13 protein-coding genes are annotated in these 19,110 nt (G+C 41.0%); all 13 read left to right on the forward strand.

Annotated features, from left to right (window positions below):
- The first annotated feature begins 277 nt into the window (after positions 1-277).
- The gene (locus AC1DDX_RS06010; RefSeq protein WP_477621864.1) at positions 278-622 is read left to right on the forward strand and encodes a hypothetical protein; all 345 of its coding nucleotides are present in this window, start codon (positions 278-280) and stop codon (positions 620-622) included.
- A gap of 113 nt (positions 623-735) precedes the next feature.
- A complete protein-coding gene (locus AC1DDX_RS06015) occupies positions 736-1,497 on the forward strand; it encodes a leucine-rich repeat domain-containing protein (RefSeq protein ID WP_477611726.1) in 762 nt (253 codons plus the stop codon).
- A gap of 233 nt (positions 1,498-1,730) precedes the next feature.
- Positions 1,731-2,732 carry a LacI family DNA-binding transcriptional regulator gene (locus AC1DDX_RS06020; RefSeq protein WP_172663654.1) on the forward strand — a complete coding sequence of 334 codons (1,002 nt, stop codon included), beginning with the start codon at positions 1,731-1,733 and terminating at the stop codon, positions 2,730-2,732.
- Between the two features lie 112 nt (positions 2,733-2,844).
- Positions 2,845-6,030, forward strand: coding sequence for a SusC/RagA family TonB-linked outer membrane protein (locus AC1DDX_RS06025; RefSeq protein WP_288880306.1), 3,186 nt, complete (start codon positions 2,845-2,847; stop codon positions 6,028-6,030).
- 26 nt (positions 6,031-6,056) lie between these two features.
- A complete protein-coding gene (locus AC1DDX_RS06030) occupies positions 6,057-7,901 on the forward strand; it encodes a RagB/SusD family nutrient uptake outer membrane protein (protein WP_288880303.1) in 1,845 nt (614 codons plus the stop codon).
- A 29-nt stretch (positions 7,902-7,930) separates the two neighbouring features.
- Complete coding sequence (locus AC1DDX_RS06035) at positions 7,931-9,088, forward strand: glycoside hydrolase family 172 protein (protein ID WP_477621865.1); 1,158 nt, start codon at positions 7,931-7,933, stop codon at positions 9,086-9,088.
- A gap of 1 nt (position 9,089) precedes the next feature.
- Complete coding sequence (locus tag AC1DDX_RS06040; RefSeq protein ID WP_337715032.1) at positions 9,090-10,922, forward strand: sodium:solute symporter family transporter; 1,833 nt, start codon at positions 9,090-9,092, stop codon at positions 10,920-10,922.
- A 13-nt stretch (positions 10,923-10,935) separates the two neighbouring features.
- Positions 10,936-11,748: a glutamine amidotransferase gene (locus AC1DDX_RS06045; protein ID WP_477621866.1), complete on the forward strand. Its 813-nt coding sequence runs from the start codon at positions 10,936-10,938 to the stop codon at positions 11,746-11,748.
- Positions 11,688-12,965 (forward strand): hypothetical protein, encoded by a 1,278-nt coding sequence (locus tag AC1DDX_RS06050; RefSeq protein ID WP_288880292.1) that lies wholly within the window; start codon positions 11,688-11,690, stop codon positions 12,963-12,965. The genes AC1DDX_RS06045 and AC1DDX_RS06050 overlap by 61 nt, the downstream gene beginning before the upstream one ends.
- A 41-nt stretch (positions 12,966-13,006) precedes the next feature.
- Entirely contained in the window at positions 13,007-15,175 is a 2,169-nt protein-coding gene (locus AC1DDX_RS06055) for a hypothetical protein (protein WP_216854515.1), read from the forward strand.
- A gap of 19 nt (positions 15,176-15,194) precedes the next feature.
- The gene (locus tag AC1DDX_RS06060) at positions 15,195-16,373 is read left to right on the forward strand and encodes a glycoside hydrolase family 172 protein (protein WP_288880289.1); all 1,179 of its coding nucleotides are present in this window, start codon (positions 15,195-15,197) and stop codon (positions 16,371-16,373) included.
- 29 nt (positions 16,374-16,402) lie between these two features.
- Positions 16,403-17,692, forward strand: a complete 1,290-nt coding sequence (gene hisD, locus AC1DDX_RS06065) for a histidinol dehydrogenase (RefSeq protein WP_288880287.1) — start codon at positions 16,403-16,405, stop codon at positions 17,690-17,692.
- Positions 17,682-19,109 (forward strand): sialate O-acetylesterase, encoded by a 1,428-nt coding sequence (locus AC1DDX_RS06070; protein ID WP_337715030.1) that lies wholly within the window; start codon positions 17,682-17,684, stop codon positions 19,107-19,109. Before hisD ends, AC1DDX_RS06070 begins: the two co-directional genes overlap by 11 nt.
- The last annotated feature ends 1 nt before the right edge of the window (position 19,110 follow it).

The raw sequence follows: 19,110 nt of genomic DNA on the forward strand, positions 1-19,110 counted from the left end.
CGCAGATCCATGCTGACATCCAGGCAGATTTTCAGGAATATACCCAGAAACAGGATGCTTATAATGCAAAGTACAGACAAATGTTTGCATCAGCCCAGGGTGGAAATGTAGCGGATGACATAACATTCTAAAGTAATGTTCTCGTAGTAGAATTCTTATCTTGCAACTAGCTGAAAACAGCTAGTTGCAAATGACTTTTTACAGCTATTGCAGTAAACATTTTCTGACCGTAATTTCGACTGCCTGGATACATTCGATGGTTTTCAAGAACCAAGTTATGAATAAAAGAATACTAAAAGTACTATCGGTAAAATTACTGCTCTTGTTGTTCAGCCATATGGCTTACGCACAGAAGGCGCCGGAATGGGTTCTTCCTACTACTCCTTTTAATGAAGCTGAAACTGCAAGGTTGATGGAAAAGGGAACAGCTACCATACAGGGAACTGCTACATTGAAAAAAAAAGGCAAGGATAATTTTGGTGTTAAAGGAAGCCAGATCCTGTTGTTTCCGGTAACGCCATATTTTATGGAGTTTCTGGAGCTGAAGAAAAAATTTAATAGCCGCAAAAAGCAGGCTACCATGAGTAGTGTGATATGTTTTAGGCTCATCACCAATTTATGAGGACTACCAGTATGATGTCTTTATTGAAAACGAAATCAGTGGGTTTGTGGACGTAAAGGATGCAGGTGCAGTAATGAATGTGGTTGTTCATAATTAAATCAGGAGGAAAACCGATGAAAAAAGAACATTTATTTTTATGCATAATGCTTTTGTGGGGCGTGGTATCATTCAGTGCTATTGCTCAAACTATAAAAATACCCGATCCGAATTTTAAAAAGCAACTTGTTATTCTTGGGGTAGATCTTAATGGAGATGGAGAAATTCAGCTGTCTGAAGCACAAAAAGTAACAAAGCTAAATGTAGATCAGGCTGGTATAAGTTCATTGATAGGTATTAAAAGTTTCGCAAATTTAAAAGAGCTTAGCTTTTGGAATAATCAGGTAAAAGTGTTGGATCTTGAAGGTATGAAAAATCTGGAAGAGATCTTTGGTTATAACAATCAGATCCAGAACATGAACCTGAGAGGATTAACCAACCTAAGGACTTTATATGTTCATCAGAACAAAATCAGTACACTAGACTTAACCGGACTGCTGAAGCTTGAAGAGATAAAAATGCACGACAATGCACTGTATAAAGTCGATATTCCTAACCTTCCAAAGCTGGTGCACATCGATTTTCAGAAAAATACATTAAATGAGTTTAAAGTGTCTGGATGTGCTGCTGTGAAATTAATCAGACTGAGCGAGAATCAGTTATCGAAACTAGACTTTAGTCAGTTTAAAGAACTTGAGGAGTTGTCTTTGAGAGATAATCCCTTAGTTTCTCTTTATGTGTCCGGCCTGAGAAAGCTTAAGTTGTTAGACTGTTCTTACACTTATTTAACAAATGTTAATATGAGTGGAACAGTAAGTTTAAGCAAAATCGACTGGTAACAATCGGTTGAGCATTTTAACAGTAATGCTAATTAATTTCTTTCTGAAATTGTAACCTGACAGCAGTACGCTTTTTTCATTATTAATTTGAGAGACACTGTTACAGATAGTTACGGTAAAAACCGGGTGTTAAATTTTATGCTATTTTATTTGCATTTTAAGAATATCTAATTATATTTGATATTATATGAATACGTATTCATAAATTTATACATTTACATAGACAGATTGAATTGAGTAAAAAGCATAGTACATCACAAGACGTAGCCGAATTGGCGGGAGTTTCACAAGCGACAGTATCAAGGGTTTTTGCGGGCGGAGCAATTGTTTCGGAGAAAAAGAAAAAGAAGATACTGGAAGCTGCTGAAGCGCTGGGCTATCAACCTAATGCCCATGCGAGAAGTCTGATTACCAAAAGGACCCGCATGATAGGGGTGGTGATGCGTAATATCCGAAATCCTTTTTATTCCGCAGTGCTTGAAATATTTCATAACCGCTTGTCGGCCTTAGGATATCATCTCATATTTATCAATTCAACAAATGAAGAGATCCAGGAAAAAGAGATCAGCCAACTGCTTGAATATAATGTTGAAGGTGTAATTATAACAGATGCGTTGCTGTCATCATCGGCTGCCTTAAAATTTAAGCGAAGTGAAATAGCTGTTGTTTTGTTTAACCGTTATACGGAGCAAGCTGGAAGTAGTTCTGTATTTTGCGACAATTACTTGGCTACTAAGCAGATAGCTGCCTATTTGGTAGAATTGGGACATAAGTCTTTTGCTTTTATATCTGGTCCTTCTGATACCTCTACGACTTTAGATAGGCTTAAAGGTTTTGAGGAAGTATTGAAGGAAAGAAACATTGATGAGTTTATGATTGAGTCTGGTAATTACACCTATGAGAGTGGCTTCAAATCTGCACAGGAACTAATGACAAAGAATAAACACATCGATTGTGTCTTTTGTGGCAATGATATTATTGCCCTGGGGGCAATGGATGCCATTAGGGTAATAGGGTTGAGGATACCGGAAGATGTTTCGGTATTTGGATTTGATAACATCAGGATGGGCGCCTGGCCTTCATATTCGTTGACGACCTGGGAGCAGCCTGTAGAAGAGATGATAGACGGCACAATAGAGATTTTGTTAAACGAGATAAAAGACAATACCGCTAAACCTAAAACATTGATGTTTAAAGGACATATGGTGGTTAGAAATTCAGTTAAAAAGAAATAGCCTGGCTATTTTTTTGACATATTATGAATACGTATTCAAAAAATAAATACACAAATAGACCGATGAAAAAAACCTAAATAAATGTCAACTTTTCAACCAAACCCACTAAACCATGCAACTTTTTACCAAACCAAAATTACCGCCATGCAGCGCTTGCTGTGTGCTTGTAAAATCAACAGATGACCTTGTTGTTTTGCGACAGGGATTCACATTGTTGTTGTTTCTATTTATTATTTCATTTTCACTGATCGCTAAAGCCAGTGGCCCCAGATTGCCATTACCTGAAGACTCTTTTGTGCTTAAAGGGATAGTTGTTGATGAAAATGAAGAGACTTTGCCCGGAGCCACAGTTCGTGTTAAAGGGACGGCCAGCGGTGTAGTCACAGATATAAATGGAAAATTCCTGCTCGAGATAGGGAGTGAACAAGACTCTATAATTGTGAGCTTTGTTGGATACAAGAGCAAGACCCTGCGGGTGGGCAGTAACAGAACGATTACTGTCAAATTGGAACCGGATGAGAGCCGACAAAAATTGGATGAGGTGCAAGTTGTGGGGTATGGATCCCAAAAGAAAGTCAATCTGGTTGGTTCCATATCTACCGTTTCAGTTAAGGATATCCAGAAGTTTGCCACTCCATCTTTAACCAATGCAATTGGTGGCAAGTTGGCCGGAGTGATGACCCGTCAGTCGTCTGGACAGCCCGGATATGATGCCGCCAGTATATTTATTCGCGGTCAGATCTCGCAGAGTGGATCGAACAAACCGCTTGTGGTTATAGATGGTATAGAGCGGGATCTGCAGGATTACTGGACCACATTGAACGTTCAGGAGATAGAGAGTTTTTCAGTTTTAAAAGATGCGTCTGCCACTGCTGTTTATGGTAGCAGGGGAGCAAACGGTGTCATTCTGATCAATACTAAAAAGGGAACTGTAAGTAAACCAAGAGTGAACTTTAGATCAGAATCCGCAATTGTAACTCCTTTGCGGGTGGAGGACAATATAAATAGTTTTGACTACGCCACATTAATAAATGAAAATAGGATACGAACAGGGCAGGCACTTGCTTATTCTGATGTGCAGCTGCAAAAATTTAAGGACGGCTCTGATCCTTACCTTTACCCTAATGTAGACTGGTATGATATAATATTTAGAAAGCACACCAGCCAAACCATTAATAATTTGGGTGTTTCCGGTGGAAGTGAAGCAGTTAAATACTATGTTAATTTAGGATATACCTCTCAGCAGGGAAGTTATAATGAAGAGGCAGGAAATGTTTATAAAACAAATGCGGCACTGAACAGATATAGCTTCAGATCCAATGTTGATATTAAAGTTGCAAAGAATATTGATATGAGTTTGGGTCTGTCGGCAATTATTTCAGGTACAAATTATCCTGCATATGACGCCGACGGCGTCCTGTTTTATCTGAAGCTCACCAATCCAATGATCATGCCTTTTAAAAATCCTGACGGCTCTAATTCCGGGGCAACGGGTGATTTGATCATCAATCCATGGACAAGGATTACCAAATCAGGATACACCCGGCAGAGTTACAACACAACAATTAGCAATCTTGGACTTAAGTGGGACTTATCATCAATAACTCCCGGTCTCTCTGTAAGGGGATTGGCTTCATTCGATGTAGTTGATATTACGCAGAATGTGCGGACCCAAAGCCCTGATGCATTTCGCTACGAGATTATAAATGGTCTTGAAAAATATACCCGTACCAGTACCGAAAGTGCTTTGGCACTTAGTAACCGATACGAAACCTATAGGACAATGTATGGGGAAGTTTCTTTAAACTATGACCGCACGTTTGGAAAACACAGCATCTCCGGATTGCTGTTAGGAAATAAGAAGGATGCACAAAACGTCGCTACTTCAAATTCCATCGACAATTTACCTGAACGACGGTTAGGGCTTATCAGTCGGGTAACTTATAATTATGATACCCGCTATTTAATTGAACTCAATGCCGGCTATACCGGTTCGGAAAACTTTAAGAAAGGAAAGCAATTTGGCTTGTTCCCGTCTGTAGGAGCAGGATGGATTGTCTCTAACGAGAAGTTCTGGAATAAAGATGTAATCAACAGTCTTAAAATAAGGGGTAGTTATGGAAAGGTCGGAAATGATCGGATTGGAAACCCGCTGCAGCGCTTTATTTTTCTATCTACATTTAACAAAGGGGCAACAGGATACGAATTTGGTAATGGGCAGACTTACAACCCTGGTGGTCTCAGTGAGCTGCGTATAGGGAATGAGGATGTGACCTGGGAAAATGCTTATAAAACAAATGCAGGATTTGACCTGGAGCTATTTAATGGGAAATTCACCTTAACTGCCGATGTATTTCATGAACGAAGAGAAGATCAGTTATTGTTAAGGGCAACAATACCTACTTACACTGGTTATCCGGGTGGTACGGTTCCTTATGCAAATTTAGGGGTTTCCACAAATAAAGGAGTGGAAGGTAATTTACAGTTAAGAAATACGACTAAGGGAGGGTTCTACTATTCTTTTTTAGCTAATTTCTCTTTTGCGAAAAGTAAGATAATTGAAAATGACCAGCCTCAGCAGTTGTATCCGTGGCAAGAGCTAAGAGGACATTCAATAGGTGCTAATTTGGGTTATGTTGCGCTTGGATTGTTTAAAGACGCGGCAGATGTTGCAAACAGCCCAAGTCAGGCAAATTTGGCCGGAGGTGTTACCAATTATGGACCCGGTGATATTAAATATAAAGATTTAAACAACGACGGAATAATAGATATTGCCGACAGAACTGTTATTGGTGAATTTAGCGGATCGTTTCCTCAGATCATGTACGGTTTTGGCAGCACGCTGGGCTACAAAGGCTTTGATATCAGTATCTTTTTTACCGGAGCCGCCAACAGGGATTTCTTTTACGGTCAGGGATATACTACCTGGGCATTTCAAGGTGCAGAAGGGCTGTATAATGTACAGCAAAATTATTTTGATCAGCGCTGGATTCCGGGAGGTGATAATACAAATGCAAAATATCCCGGTATCAGAGCAAATAGTACAAACAACTATATCGGTTCTACTTTATGGAAAGAGAGTGGTAACTACCTGCGGATCAAAAATGCAGAAATTGGTTATACACTATCAAGCAAGTTTACAAAGAAAATCTCCCTAAGTAACGCTCGAATATTTATAAACGGAACCAATCTGGCTACCTGGGATAACCTGAAAGTTATTGATCCTGAATCTGATTTTGGTTCTGGCAGACATCCCATAAATAAGACCTACAATTTCGGCTTAGAGGTTACTTTTTAATTTTTATTAAACTAAAGTTAGATATCATGAAAGCAACTATAATATTATTTTTTATCACCGTCCTGCTTCTTACAGCTCCTTCATGTAAGAAAGACTTTTTGAATAAGACTCCGGATGGGGACATCAATATTGACCAGGTTTTTTCCAATCCTGTTTTCGCTGAACAATTTTTAACAAATACATATTCCCATTTACCAAGAGAATTTGTATTTCCTGATAATGGAAATGGAGTTTCGATGACCAACACCTTTACCGGTGCTGCCGATGAGATGGAGCAAGGGCACGAGCCTTCTTATTGTAACAGAATGAATGATGGGACATGGAGCATAGACAATGCTACCAATGTTCAGGATGGTTGGTCAAACAGTTATCAAGGCATCAGAAAGGCAAATATCTTTATTGAAAATATCGATAAGCTTCCATTAACAGAACTGGTGACCCAGGATAAAATCAACAAATGGAAAGGGGAGGCTATCTTTTTAAGGGCCTATTATCATTTTCTATTGATCAGGATGTATGGGCCTATACCTATTATTGATAAATCAATTCCTATAAATGGCGACTTTTTAGCGGAAACAAGACAACCTATAGATAAATGTGTTGATTTTATTGTAAACGAGTGTAATAAGGCAGCAGAAATGTTAAATGTTCGTGTCCCAGCAAGTGACGATAGTCAGTTTGGCAGACCCACTAAAATTACTGCATTGGCATTAAAAGCACGTGCTTTACTATTCATGGCTAGTCCATTATGGAATGGAAACGCAGATTATGCTGATTTGAAACAAGATGGTGTCAGATTGTTTCCGGATTTCGCTGCTGAGAGATGGAAAACTGCTGCGACTGCAGCTAAGGCCTGCATAGATCAGGCAGAAGCTGCAGGTCATAAACTGTACAAATCTGCTACAAACGATCCTATTCTTAATTATCAGGAGTTGTTTTATGTCAATTGGAATGACGAGGTCATTTGGGTAAGAACGATGGGGGGATACCTGGATCTGGATGTTTATAGTGAGCCCAGAGGAATGCCGGGAACAGGTTTCACATTGAACGCGCCAACACAAAATATTGTTGACGATTATGAGATGGCCAATGGTGAGCGTCCTATCCTGGGATACAATGCTGATATGACCCCGATAATCAATCCTGCATCAGGTTATGTAGAAACAGGTAATACAGCTACCGATAATCCAAATTATGTTGTAGGTACCCGCAATATGTATGTAAACAGGGAGCCCCGGTTTTACGCCAGCATCATGTTTACCGGCCAAAAATATAAACCGGATCAAAGGAGTCCACTAAACGATCCGTTAAAGTTTTGGAAAGGTGCTCCGGACGGAAGGGCTACTAATAATGCAGGTAATTACAGTGAAACTGGATACCTGATGAAAAAGTTTGGTCATCCGAGCTACAAAAGGAACGGGAATACCGGTCCTAGAAAAACCTGGATATTATTTCGGTTAGGAGAGCAATATTTAAATTATGCCGAAGCACTTAATGAATCTGATGGCCCGATAGCTGATGTATACAAATATGTTAATCTGATTAGAAACCGTTCTGGTCTCCCAAATTTACCATCAGGATTATCAAAGGATGAAATGAGGGAAAAAATATGGCACGAACGGCGTATAGAGCTGGCTTTTGAAACAAATCGATATTTTGATACCCATAGATGGAAGACTGCTGAAGCCATCGATAGCAAAAATGTATATGGCATAGATGTGAATGGATTGGATTATAACATGTCAAGCGATGCATTTTATAAAAGAACTGTTGTCGAAGCCAGGGTGTTTACAGATAGACATTATTTGTGGCCAATACCTCAATACGAAATTCAAAAAAATATAAAACTGACTCAAAATCCGGGTTGGTAAAACCCAGTTAATTTTCTTAAAAATTGTTTATGAACAGATTAATTTTCAAAGGACTTATACTTATCGGATGCTGCTTTGTTTCAGCAGATTTAGGTGCTCAGGAATTGTACGATTTACCTGTGGGTAAAGAAACCCGTTGGGTTAGCCTGGAAAATCCATCTGCCGAAAAGGGTAGAGGCGCTTTGGAAAATAAAGGTGCAAAAGGGCGTGCCAGTGTCTGGGTAGGCCCGGGTGAAAAGATCATGCTAATGGATTATAACGGATGTGGTATCATAAACCGGATCTGGATGACCATTATAGATAGAAATCCGGAAGCCCTCAGGTCGATAAAACTTGAAATGTATTGGGATAATGCCGATAAGCCTGCCGTTTCTGTACCCCTGGGAGACTTCTTTGGTATTGGTTTAGGAAGGATGACTACTTTTCAAAGCGCTTTATTCAGCAGCCCGGAAGGTAGGTCTTTTAACAGTTATGTGCCAATGCCGTTTACCAAACATGCCCGAATCGTACTGGTTAATGAGGGCAAAATTGCTTATTTCCATGCTTACTGGAGCAACAGCGCTGCGGCAGGATTGGCTGAAGATTTTGAAATATTACCACGTGTCAAAGGTGAGGGACGTTTTTTGGGAACCAATATCAGTGTGATTACCGATAATGTTTATGGAACTACCTGGTTTGGAGAAGGAGAGGTAAAAGCATATCTGGACGGAGACAATCAGCATCCTACTCTTGTTGGTACCGGCACAGAAGATTACATAGGGTCTGCCTGGAACCTTGGTCCTTTTTCACAGCTGTATCAAGGTGCACCAATAGTGGATAAGGAAAAACAACAATATGCATTTTATCGATATCACATTCCTGATCCTGTTTATTTCAATGCTGATTGCAAGGTTACCATTCAGCAAATGGGCGGGGGTGGCCGGGACCTCATCAGGGGTATTGCAAAAGCAGGCGGTAAAGTAAAACCAATATCGGTAATGACCCAGAAAGGAATGGTCAAACTGATGGAAGAAACGGGATTTCCAGATATCAATGATGATAAGTTTCCTGCCGATGAATGGGTTAATTTTTATAGGGTAGATAATTACTCCGCCACTGCGTATTTTTATCTTGATAGCCCTCAGAGCAATTTACCTGCGCTTGCACCCCTTGAACAACGATTGAAAGGAATTAAAAACAATAAATAGTATGAATTGGAACCAACCGGATATCTGGATCGTTATTAGTTACTTAATTTTAATGTTTGCGCTTTCTCTTTGGCACAGACGGTTTTCCTCTGCTAATCTGGAGAATTTTTTCCTTGGCGGTCGCAAAATACCAGGATGGTTAAATGGAATATCTTATACTGCCGCATTAGTCAGCCCTGATGCAGCCACTGGATATGGTGGATTGGCAATTGTAACAGGTTCGTTTATTTCGTGGTGGTATTTGAGCCGTTTTGGTTTAGCCTTGTTCCTTGGGGGGGTGCTTTTTGCCGTATTCTGGAGAAGATTAAACCTCTTTACTTCATTAGAGTTTTATGACCTGCGGTTTCCTGCAAAACCTGCCGCTGCTATGCGTTTGTGGATCGCAATAAGAACCTCGTTAATTGCTATGCCGGCGTGGACCGGCATCACCTTGTTGGCCGCTTATAAGATCATGGGGCCAGCATTCGGTATAACCAAAGAGGAAACCATGTATCTGGTTGTACCGATCTCCTTTCTTTTTGTTTTCTTTTCAGGGTACAAAGGGGTAGTCATGTCCAATCTGATTCAAATGGTGATCTTCTTTGTCGGTACAATTACGCTTGCCTGGCTTACTTTAAACCATTTTGGTGGCCCTCAGGCAATGACGGCTACATTGAACCAGGCTTTTGGTACCACACATCCCGAAATATTACAGATGGTGCCCCCATTAAATCATGATGTGTTTCCAATTGCTGCAGGCATGGCCTGGTTATTTGGTCAGAGCATTGGCTATGGCGGGGATGCTGCACCAATGGGTGGAGCAATGGAAGGACAGCGTATTCTTTCAACGAGAACTCCAGCAGAAGCCCTAACAATGTATGTGGTCACTGCAATTAGCATGTTTGTACTGTTGCTGCTCGTTACCTTACCAAGTATTTCAGCAGCGGTTCTGTATCCTGAGTTAAGAGCATCTGGGGCAGACAGAGAACTTGTGTATGGTCGGTTAATGAAGGATATGTTACCTGTAGGCGCCATGGGTTTGTTGGTTGCAGCTATGATGGCTGCAACAATGTCTACAGTTGGCGATAATTTGAATTTCGGTAGTCAGGTATTAGTGAGTGATATCTATAGACGGTGGTTTGTGCGTTCGGCCAGCGAAAAGCACTACCTGTTAATTGGTAAAATTGGTATGTTGATCATCCTTTCTCTCGCAATGGCAGTTGTATTTAATGTTACCATTATTACCGATGTGGCTATAGTTATGCTGCAGTTGAGTGCCGCTGAACTACCGGCAAACTGGGCGCAATGGTGGTGGTGGCGGTTTAATGGTCCTGCGCGCGTTGCTGCATCTTTTGGCGGAGCAGGTATCTTTTGCATTGTAGTGCTTGGGCCAAAATTATTGTTGTGGTCAGGCTTTTCTTCAGCACAGAAATTGATCCTGCCATGGTACTGGCAAACCATATTGGTGATGGGGCTAACAACCCTATTATGGATCGCCGTTGCACTGTTAACTAAACCTGATCCGGATCAATTACTAAATAATTTTTACCAAAGAGCTAAACCGCTTGGTTTTTGGAAGCCTTTCCGGAAACTGAACAAAAATGTATTATTGAAGAAGCCGGAATTGCAGCCAATATTCAGAGGGATAGGTATCGCTGTTATTGGATTTGCAGCAACCTGCCTGCTGATTTCAGGTCTTACCGAAGCTTGGTTTGGTCGCTATAACTGGGCAATGGCTGAGCTGATCGGCGCTGTTATTCTATTTATTGCCTTCAAAAAAACATCATCGGCTTACCTGGATTTTCTTTCGGCACGTTTGGAAGATGATCCTCAACATATTAATCAAAACACATAAATAAAATAATGCTATGAAAGTAAAGACAGCACTTCCCGCAGACGGGAAACACGTATTATACCTTGGTGACTGGGTTTTTCACGTCGGACCGATGTTTATTGAAACACCTTTTGGTACCGAAACAAAAGATGCCGACCTGCATTTCTATGGTGAACGTATGGTAGAGGCACTTGAACATATAACAGAAGTTACAAGTTTAGCCAATTGGGAATTATATCGTTTAGAACCCGGAAAATTAGAGGAATATTTAAAACACTCTGAATGCCTGGTTATCAGTGATGTGGAAGCCAAATGTTTTCACCTTTATCCGAGCTTCTTTGATCGTTCCCGCCGTGAAAATAAAATTGTAACCTTTCCCGATCGCTTAAACATCATCRAAGAATGGGTGTATAATGGCGGTGGCTTGATGATGCTGGGAGGATGGCTATCCTTTAGCGGTGTACAGGCCAAATCAGGATGGGGAAKGAGCTTACTTAATAGCGTTTTGCCAGTCGACTGTCTGTTGGTTGAAGATCTGGTAGAATCCTCTGCCGGGTTTACTGCTGAAGTTGTTAATCCTGAGCATCCCGCCGTAAAAGGTTTGCCGTGGGATAAATTTCCTCCGATTTTTGGATACAATGAGGTGTCTGCCAAACCAGATGCAGAAATATTGGTAAGGGTTAAGGAAACCGGTCACCCTCTGGTAGTGGCAGGAGAATATGGAAAAGGCCGCCTATTTACTTATATGTCAGATCCAGCTCCTCACTGGGGCATTAATTTCGAATTATGGGAAGGTTACGATGCCTTTTGGCAGCAGGCTTTGAACTGGGTAAAAAAGCAAAAATAAGTATGATGAGTAAAGAGCTGTTATTTGCGGGCGCTACCGTTGCTGATATTACTCCACCACTTGAGGTAGGATTACTTACTTCTTCCGTAAATGGAACTTACGAGCCTTTTGCATCAATAAGAACACCTTTATATGCAAGAGTACTGGTCGTGAAAAATAGCGGAGAAATGATTGCTGTAGTTTGCCTTGATCTTCTTGCGCTAAATGATACTTCCGTTGGCGGATGGGATAATTTTAAAAGTGAAATAGCCAGTGCTATTTCTGCGGACAGGGTGATCCTGACTTGTACCCACACCCACAATGCGCCGGAATCTGTTGCCTTGTCTGATTTGTACCTAACGGATATTTACAAGGATTGGTTAAGGAATGTACAACACAAAATTAAAGGAGCAATAGATAAGGCTATATCATTGCTAAAGCCATGCAGGGTATTTATTGGCTTAGATACCCTGGCTGGATATAGTATGCAGCGACGCATTCCTACCCCGGGTGGCGTTATCATGTCAGATTCTATCCAGCCTATTGCTCCTGAATTATTAGAAAGAGAACCCGTAGACAGAAGAATTCACAGTATCCGTTTCAAAGATGAATTGAACAATGTAATTGCCACACTAGTACATGCGGTTTGTCATCCTGTCCATGAAATGTGTATGCCACATCTATCAGCCGAGTTTCCAGGAGAATTATGCTTTGCCTTGGAAGAATCAGAGGAGAATGGTATTGCGCTATTTTTAAATGGCGCTGCCGGAGATATCAATCCGCCTACAGTTTCCTGTGGTCCGGATTATGCTGTGAAACATGGAAGAGCAATTGCTAAAGTTGTAGAAAATAGTGATTCCGAAATGATAGCTAGCCTGCCTTTCGCTTTTTTTAATCGTGCCAGGAAATTCTCTATTAGACCCGGAAGTAACATGACCAACGGAAATGATGCAATGGCAAGATTAAGCGCTATAAGGCTCGGCTTAGTGGCCATTTTATTCTTGCCAGGAGAGCCTTTTACCCAAATCGCCTACGAAATCGAACAAAATTCACCTTTTAACCAGACTATAATAGTGGCGTACGCAGAAAATAACATAGGCTATATCCCTACTGCGTTGGCCTTACAGCAAGGTGGATATGAAGTTGGGCCAGGTAAATGGTCATTTTTAGAAGCCGGTGCAGAGAATATATTAATAGCAGAAGCGCTGCAGCTGCTAAAAGAACTTTATACTAATTGAGCATGCATTTTCTTTCATCCCAAAAATAAAAAACCACTCAAATGAAACTAAAGAAAATTTTTAAACCCGCCTGTTTATTTCTGACAGTGATGCTGATCATCAATTTCCAAAGTAAAGGCTTAACGAAAAGCAGCAACCTCTTCTTTTACGGGAATATAAAGAACGATCTATATCTGCTGCTGAAAAGAGAGGGGTATATCCTTAAAAGATTTAGTACACCTGGTGCTGCTGTCAAAGCGGCTTCCAGAGGGTCAGGGGTGCTTATTGTCGCAGATAACTACCCGCAGATAGATCCCGCCAACCGCATTACCGCTAAAATTTTAAGTGAAGCAATGCAAAAAGGACTAAAACTCTATGTAGAGTATCCGACCTCTTTCCCCGGTCTAAATATTCCTTCTGAAGCATTGGAAACTAACCTGGAAAGGGGCGTTATTACCAAAGATGTGTTTGCTGCTCCTCTAAAAAATATGAGTTTAGTGGGTATTCATAATTGCCACGTATTACCAGTGCAGGCTAAGGATCCCTTAATTGTATTGGCAAAGGTGGTTGGTTTTGATAAAGCTGAATATGGTCTGGAAAATACAAAAGCATATCCACTGCTTTTTAAACATAATAACAATATCATGATAAGTATGACTGGGCTGAGTAATTTTGAAAGGGGGCGCTATGGTCCCACGGATGCAATACAGAGTGTGTTGAAATTCATTATTTCACATTTAACTTCCCATTCGGACGTCACTATAAAATATTGGCATCAGGATGTTAAACCAATGTTTGAAAGAAGGGAGATTTTATCTGCGGGGGCACGGTTAAACAGCGTTAAAAAAGGTGCAGACTGGTTCTACAAGGGAAGATTTTTTCCGGATAAAAGTTGGTCGTCAGATGTGTCAAAATATGGAAGTGACGGTACAAAGCCTACAGGTCCTCCCATAAGTCAGTCGAGAATTAATGGTGATGGGAAATTGGGTGTTTTGGAGGGACACATCTCGACGATTTCTTATAAGGGGGATCAGGGATATCGTTATTGGATGCGGGCAGATGTACAGGGAGAGGTCGCGATGACTTTAGCTGCTGCAGGGAAGCTTTTCAATAATCAGGATTACAAGGATAAGTCGGCAAATCTGATGGAATATGTTTTTAAAAATTCAAACCTGCGTCAGGGACCAAAAAATGATCCTGCAAGCGCTGCCTATGGATTGATTGGCTGGGCGACTACCAATGCCGGTACTTTTTATGGTGACGACAATTCCCGTGCAATTCTGGGAATGATTGCTGCCTCATCTTACTTAAAAACAGATAAATGGGATAAAGAGTTGACGGAGGCCATTATGGGTAATTTCAGAACTACAGGTATAAAGGGGTTTAGAGTTGATCGCCTTGAGGAAGCTGATATTATCAAAAATGGATGGCCATATTACTGGAATAGGGATGTGGTCAACATATCGCCACATTTTGAATCATGGATGTGGGCCTGTTACTTATGGTTATATAACAAAACTGCTTACGCACCATTACTTGAGCGGACTAAAAAAGCCATCAAAATTACGATGGATGCCTATCCTGAAAAATGGCTTTGGGGGAGTAGTATGCAAACTCAGAGAGCCAGAATGATACTTCCGCTTGCCTGGCTTGTAAGAATAGAAAATACAGAGGAGCACAGGCAATGGCTGGATAAAATGATAAACGAAATTCTGAAATATCAGGATGAAAGCGGAGCGATCAGCGAAGAACTTGGAAAGGGAAAAGGGATGTTTAAGGCCTTAAATAAAAATGAAGATTATGGGACTGATGAAGGCTCACTCATATTCAGGAATGGTGAAAAGGTATCTTGTATGTTGTATACCTGTAATTTTGCGCTTTTTAGCCTTAATGAGGCTGCGGCTGCTACTGGCAATACCAAATATAAGGCTGCTACCGAAAAGCTTTCAGACTTTTTAACCCGTATTCAGGTACAAAGTAAAGTACATCCTGACCTGGATGGTGCTTGGCTAAGAGGTTTTGACTATGGGCGCTGGGATTATTGGGCATCTAATTCGGACGCGGGCTGGGGAGCCTGGTGCACTTTAACCGGCTGGATCCAAAGTTGGATTGTTACCACTCAAGCCCAGATTGAGCAAAAGGAAAGTTTCTGGGAGGTAACTGCAACTTCGAAAATCAATGACGTTGCAAAACCAACCATACAAAAAATGATGAAAGAAGCAGATAAATAATACTTAAAGCTATTCTGAGATGAAATTTAAAATGTATTTCCTGCAAGTACTTCTTCTGTTTTCTGCCAACACCATGGCGCAGACTTTCAATAATGACTTGTCTGCATTATCGCTTATTCAGCAGGGTATAAAAACCAAACGGGTGAGTAGTTATGACTCGAGTGGCGACAATCACGATAATCTGCAAAACATAAAAAGCGGGGAAAAGCGTATTATTTTTGATGTTAAAGGAACTGGAATGATCAACCATATCTGGATCACTATGGGGCCTGAACCGAACGTGTTAAGCCGTAATGATGTGATTATAAAAATGTATTGGGATGGAAATGATCGTCCCTCTGTCGAATCTCCGATAGGCCCTTTTTTCGGGCAGGGATGGAATGAATCTTACCTTTTCACCTCCGCAGTATTGGCAGCAACGCCAACAAATGGGAATGGTTTGGTTAGTTATTTTGCCATGCCTTTTTCAAAAGGTGCAAGAATTGAGATCGAGAATCAGTCGGGGAAAGACATCAGATCGCTGTACTTCTATGTAGACTATGTGGAAATGAAAAGCCTTCCCTCTAATGCCGGAAGATTTCATGCCTGCTACAATACAGAACTCACTGGTCCTGCCGATAGCGTAGAAAATGAACACTGGATGTTCGGGCCGGGAATTCCAAATAAAACCGGTAAGGATAATTACGTTATTGCCGATATAAAAGGTAAAGGGCATTTTGTGGGTGTGAACTACTATGTTCACTCACCTACGCCATATTGGTACGGAGAGGGTGATGATATGATATTTATTGATGGCGATGAACATCCTTCTTTAATTGGCACCGGTACGGAAGATTACTTCAATACTTCCTGGGGTGCTCCAAAGGTACCTTATTCAACTCCTTATTTTGGTTATCCAAAGGTTAATGATGATATCGGTTTTCTTGGAAAAACTCATATATACCGATTTAACATTGTTGATCCGATCTACTTTGATAAATCAATGAAGTTCACCATAGAACACGGTAGCATGAATGTGCTTACCCTTGATCTTGCTAGTGTGGCTTATTGGTACCAGGATAAGGCAGTTGCAGTTCCAGAAATACCTGATGCAGCGGCCAGAAAACCTATGCCAATGATAGGACCGGCAGAAATTCACAAGTGGCGCAACGAATGGCGTAAAAACAAGGGAAACGACCCCAAGCTTTGGGGAAATTAGAAATCAATAAAAAATTATAATCATAATAAATGGCCAGGTACATAAAAAAGGGAAAGAGTGAAGATGAAATTAATGAAGCAGATTCACGAGTTAGAAAAACAGTAGAAAGAATAATTAAGGACGTTGTGCTAAATGGAGATAAGGCTGTTAGGGAATATTCTGCGTCATTTGACAACTGGGTGCCTGAATCTTTTAGGCTTACCACCAATCAAATTCAGGAAATTCTTGATCATACTCCTGATCATGTTATTGAGGATATTCTTTTTGCACAAAAACAAATAAGGTTTTTTGCAGAACAACAAAGGGCGTCATTTACGGATATCGAAGTGGAGACATTGCCGGGTGTTTTTTTAGGGCATAAGAATATTCCTGTAAATAGCGTTGGCTGCTATATTCCGGGAGGGCGGTATCCAATGGTAGCTTCAGCGCATATGAGCATTATTACGGCCAAGGTTGCAGGGGTGCAACGTATCATTGCTTTTACGCCACCGATTAATAACAAAATACCCGAAGCCACAGTATGTGCCATGCATTTTGCGGGTGCGGATGAAATTTATATTCTGGGTGGTGTACAGGCCTTATGCGCGATGGCAATTGGAACAAATTCTATAAAGCCAGTTGATCTTATTGTGGGGCCTGGAAATGCTTATGTTGCCGAAGCTAAAAAACAACTGTTTGGTCGTGTAGGAATAGACTTGTTTGCTGGTCCTACCGAAATACTAGTGATTGCTGATGAAACAGCGGATGCAGAAATGGTGGCTTGTGATCTCTTGGGGCAGGCAGAGCATGGCCCGACCTCGCCAGCGGCATTAATTACAACTTCCGAAAAACTGGCTAAAGAAACATTAGTTGAAATAGAACGTCAGCTCACTATTCTACCTACTGCAGATATTGCAGGTGCCGCATGGAAAGACTATGGAACTATTATTTTGGTTTCGGATGAGCAAGAGGCTGTTCTTGAAGCGGATGCTTTGGCCTATGAACACGTGGAGGTACTTACCCATAATCCACAATATTTTCTTGATCATATGACCAATTACGGAGCACTATTTCTAGGGCCGGAAACCAATGTTGCTTATGGCGACAAGGTGATTGGAACAAATCATACACTCCCCACCGGAAGGGCAGCCAGATATACCGGAGGATTATGGGTTGGTAAGTTCTTAAAAAACTGCACCTATCAACGATGTACGCCACAGGCAAGTGTGTTAATAGGTGAGTATGCCATGAGATTATGCGAACTGGAGGGGTTTGCCGGACATAAAGCCCAGGCTGAACTTAGGGTTAATCGTTATCATAAGATTCTCAATGAAAAATAAATTTACCTCAAAACGAACAAAGATCCTGTCATTATTAGCCTGTGTAATGATCTTCTCTGGTTTTTCCTCTTTTGGTAATATCCGTTTGCCTGCAATTATAGGTAATAATATGTTGTTGCAACAAAAAATGGATGTTAAACTGTGGGGCTGGGCAGATCCTAATGAAAAAATTTCGATCACCACATCATGGAATCAAAAATCTTATCAGGTTGTTGGGGACAGGGACGCAAAGTGGCAAATTACTGTGCCTGGTTCAGGTGCTGGGGGGCCTTACACGATTGGTTTTAAAGGAAAGAACCTGATTACACTTACTAACATACTAATAGGTGAGGTATGGGTTTGTTCCGGTCAGAGCAATATGGAAATGTGTGGCAACTGGGGATTAAAAGATATCAAAGAAGAACTACCACAGGCCTATAATAAGAATATACGGTTCTTTTGTATACCTAAAAAATCGGCAAGATATCCTCAGGATGATGTAGAAGGAAGCTGGGAAGTATGCGACAGTAGCGCTTTGAAGACATTTAGTGCTGTTGGATATTTCTTTGGCAAAAAATTAAATGAAAAGCTCGGTACCCCAATTGGGTTGATCGGGGCAAGCTGGGGAGGATCTGCTGCGGAAGTATGGACGCCGGATAGCCTAGTAAATGCAGATACTGCTTTAAAGTCAGCTGCCTCCCGGATACAGCCAAGTGGGATGGTTCCATATCATCCGGGTTATGCCTATAACGCGATGATTGCACCGATAACGAATTATTCAATTGCCGGTGCAATTTGGTATCAGGGAGAAAATAATACGGAAACTGCCAATACCTACAGCAAGTTATTTATTACGCTGATAGATGCTTGGCGGAAGGCATGGCAAAAGGACTTCCCATTTTATTATGTTCAGATCGCTCCTTTCAGCTACAAAAAGGTAAATAGTGGCGCACTTTTGCGTGAAGCACAATTGCAAAGTATGTCTCATCCCAATACTGGTATGGTAGCTACAACCGATCTGGTTACAGATGTCAATAACGTGCATCCTGAAAATAAGCATGATGTAGGTTGGAGACTTGCCAATTGGGCATTGGCCGAAACCTACGGACACAAAATACATGCATATAAAAGTCCCGTTTATACGCACGTCAGTTTTGAAAAGAACAAGGCTTTAATAACCATTGCCAATGCATCAGCAGGAATGGTTATTAAAGGAGAGAAAGTTAACGATATAGAAATTGCAGGTAAAGACAGCATATTTTACGCAGCCATGGCAACTTTAAAGGATAATAAAATAATCGCCTGGAGTGATTCTGTTAAACATCCTGTAGCACTGCGTTATGCTTTTCATGACACTTCGATTGGCAATGTTTTTAATAAAGATGGATTGCCATTGATTCCATTCAGAACCGATAACTGGCCTATAGTCACACCATAAA

The sequence above is a fragment of the Pedobacter sp. 10L46_2 genome, from assembly GCF_056395165.1.

Bases quoted from the DNA above. Each gene is read 5' to 3' on its own strand.
- AC1DDX_RS06010 (WP_477621864.1), top strand. From the start codon at position 278: ATGAATAAAAGAATACTAAAAGTACTATCGGTAAAATTACTGCTCTTG.
- AC1DDX_RS06015 (WP_477611726.1), top strand. From the start codon at position 736: ATGAAAAAAGAACATTTATTTTTATGCATAATGCTTTTGTGGGGCGTG.
- AC1DDX_RS06025 (WP_288880306.1), top strand. From the start codon at position 2,845: ATGCAACTTTTTACCAAACCAAAATTACCGCCATGCAGCGCTTGCTGT.
- AC1DDX_RS06030 (WP_288880303.1), top strand. From the start codon at position 6,057: ATGAAAGCAACTATAATATTATTTTTTATCACCGTCCTGCTTCTTACA.
- AC1DDX_RS06035 (WP_477621865.1), top strand. From the start codon at position 7,931: ATGAACAGATTAATTTTCAAAGGACTTATACTTATCGGATGCTGCTTT.
- AC1DDX_RS06040 (WP_337715032.1), top strand. From the start codon at position 9,090: ATGAATTGGAACCAACCGGATATCTGGATCGTTATTAGTTACTTAATT.
- AC1DDX_RS06050 (WP_288880292.1), top strand. From the start codon at position 11,688: ATGGGAAGGTTACGATGCCTTTTGGCAGCAGGCTTTGAACTGGGTAAA.
- AC1DDX_RS06055 (WP_216854515.1), top strand. From the start codon at position 13,007: ATGAAACTAAAGAAAATTTTTAAACCCGCCTGTTTATTTCTGACAGTG.
- AC1DDX_RS06060 (WP_288880289.1), top strand. From the start codon at position 15,195: ATGAAATTTAAAATGTATTTCCTGCAAGTACTTCTTCTGTTTTCTGCC.
- hisD (WP_288880287.1), top strand. From the start codon at position 16,403: ATGGCCAGGTACATAAAAAAGGGAAAGAGTGAAGATGAAATTAATGAA.
- AC1DDX_RS06070 (WP_337715030.1), top strand. From the start codon at position 17,682: ATGAAAAATAAATTTACCTCAAAACGAACAAAGATCCTGTCATTATTA.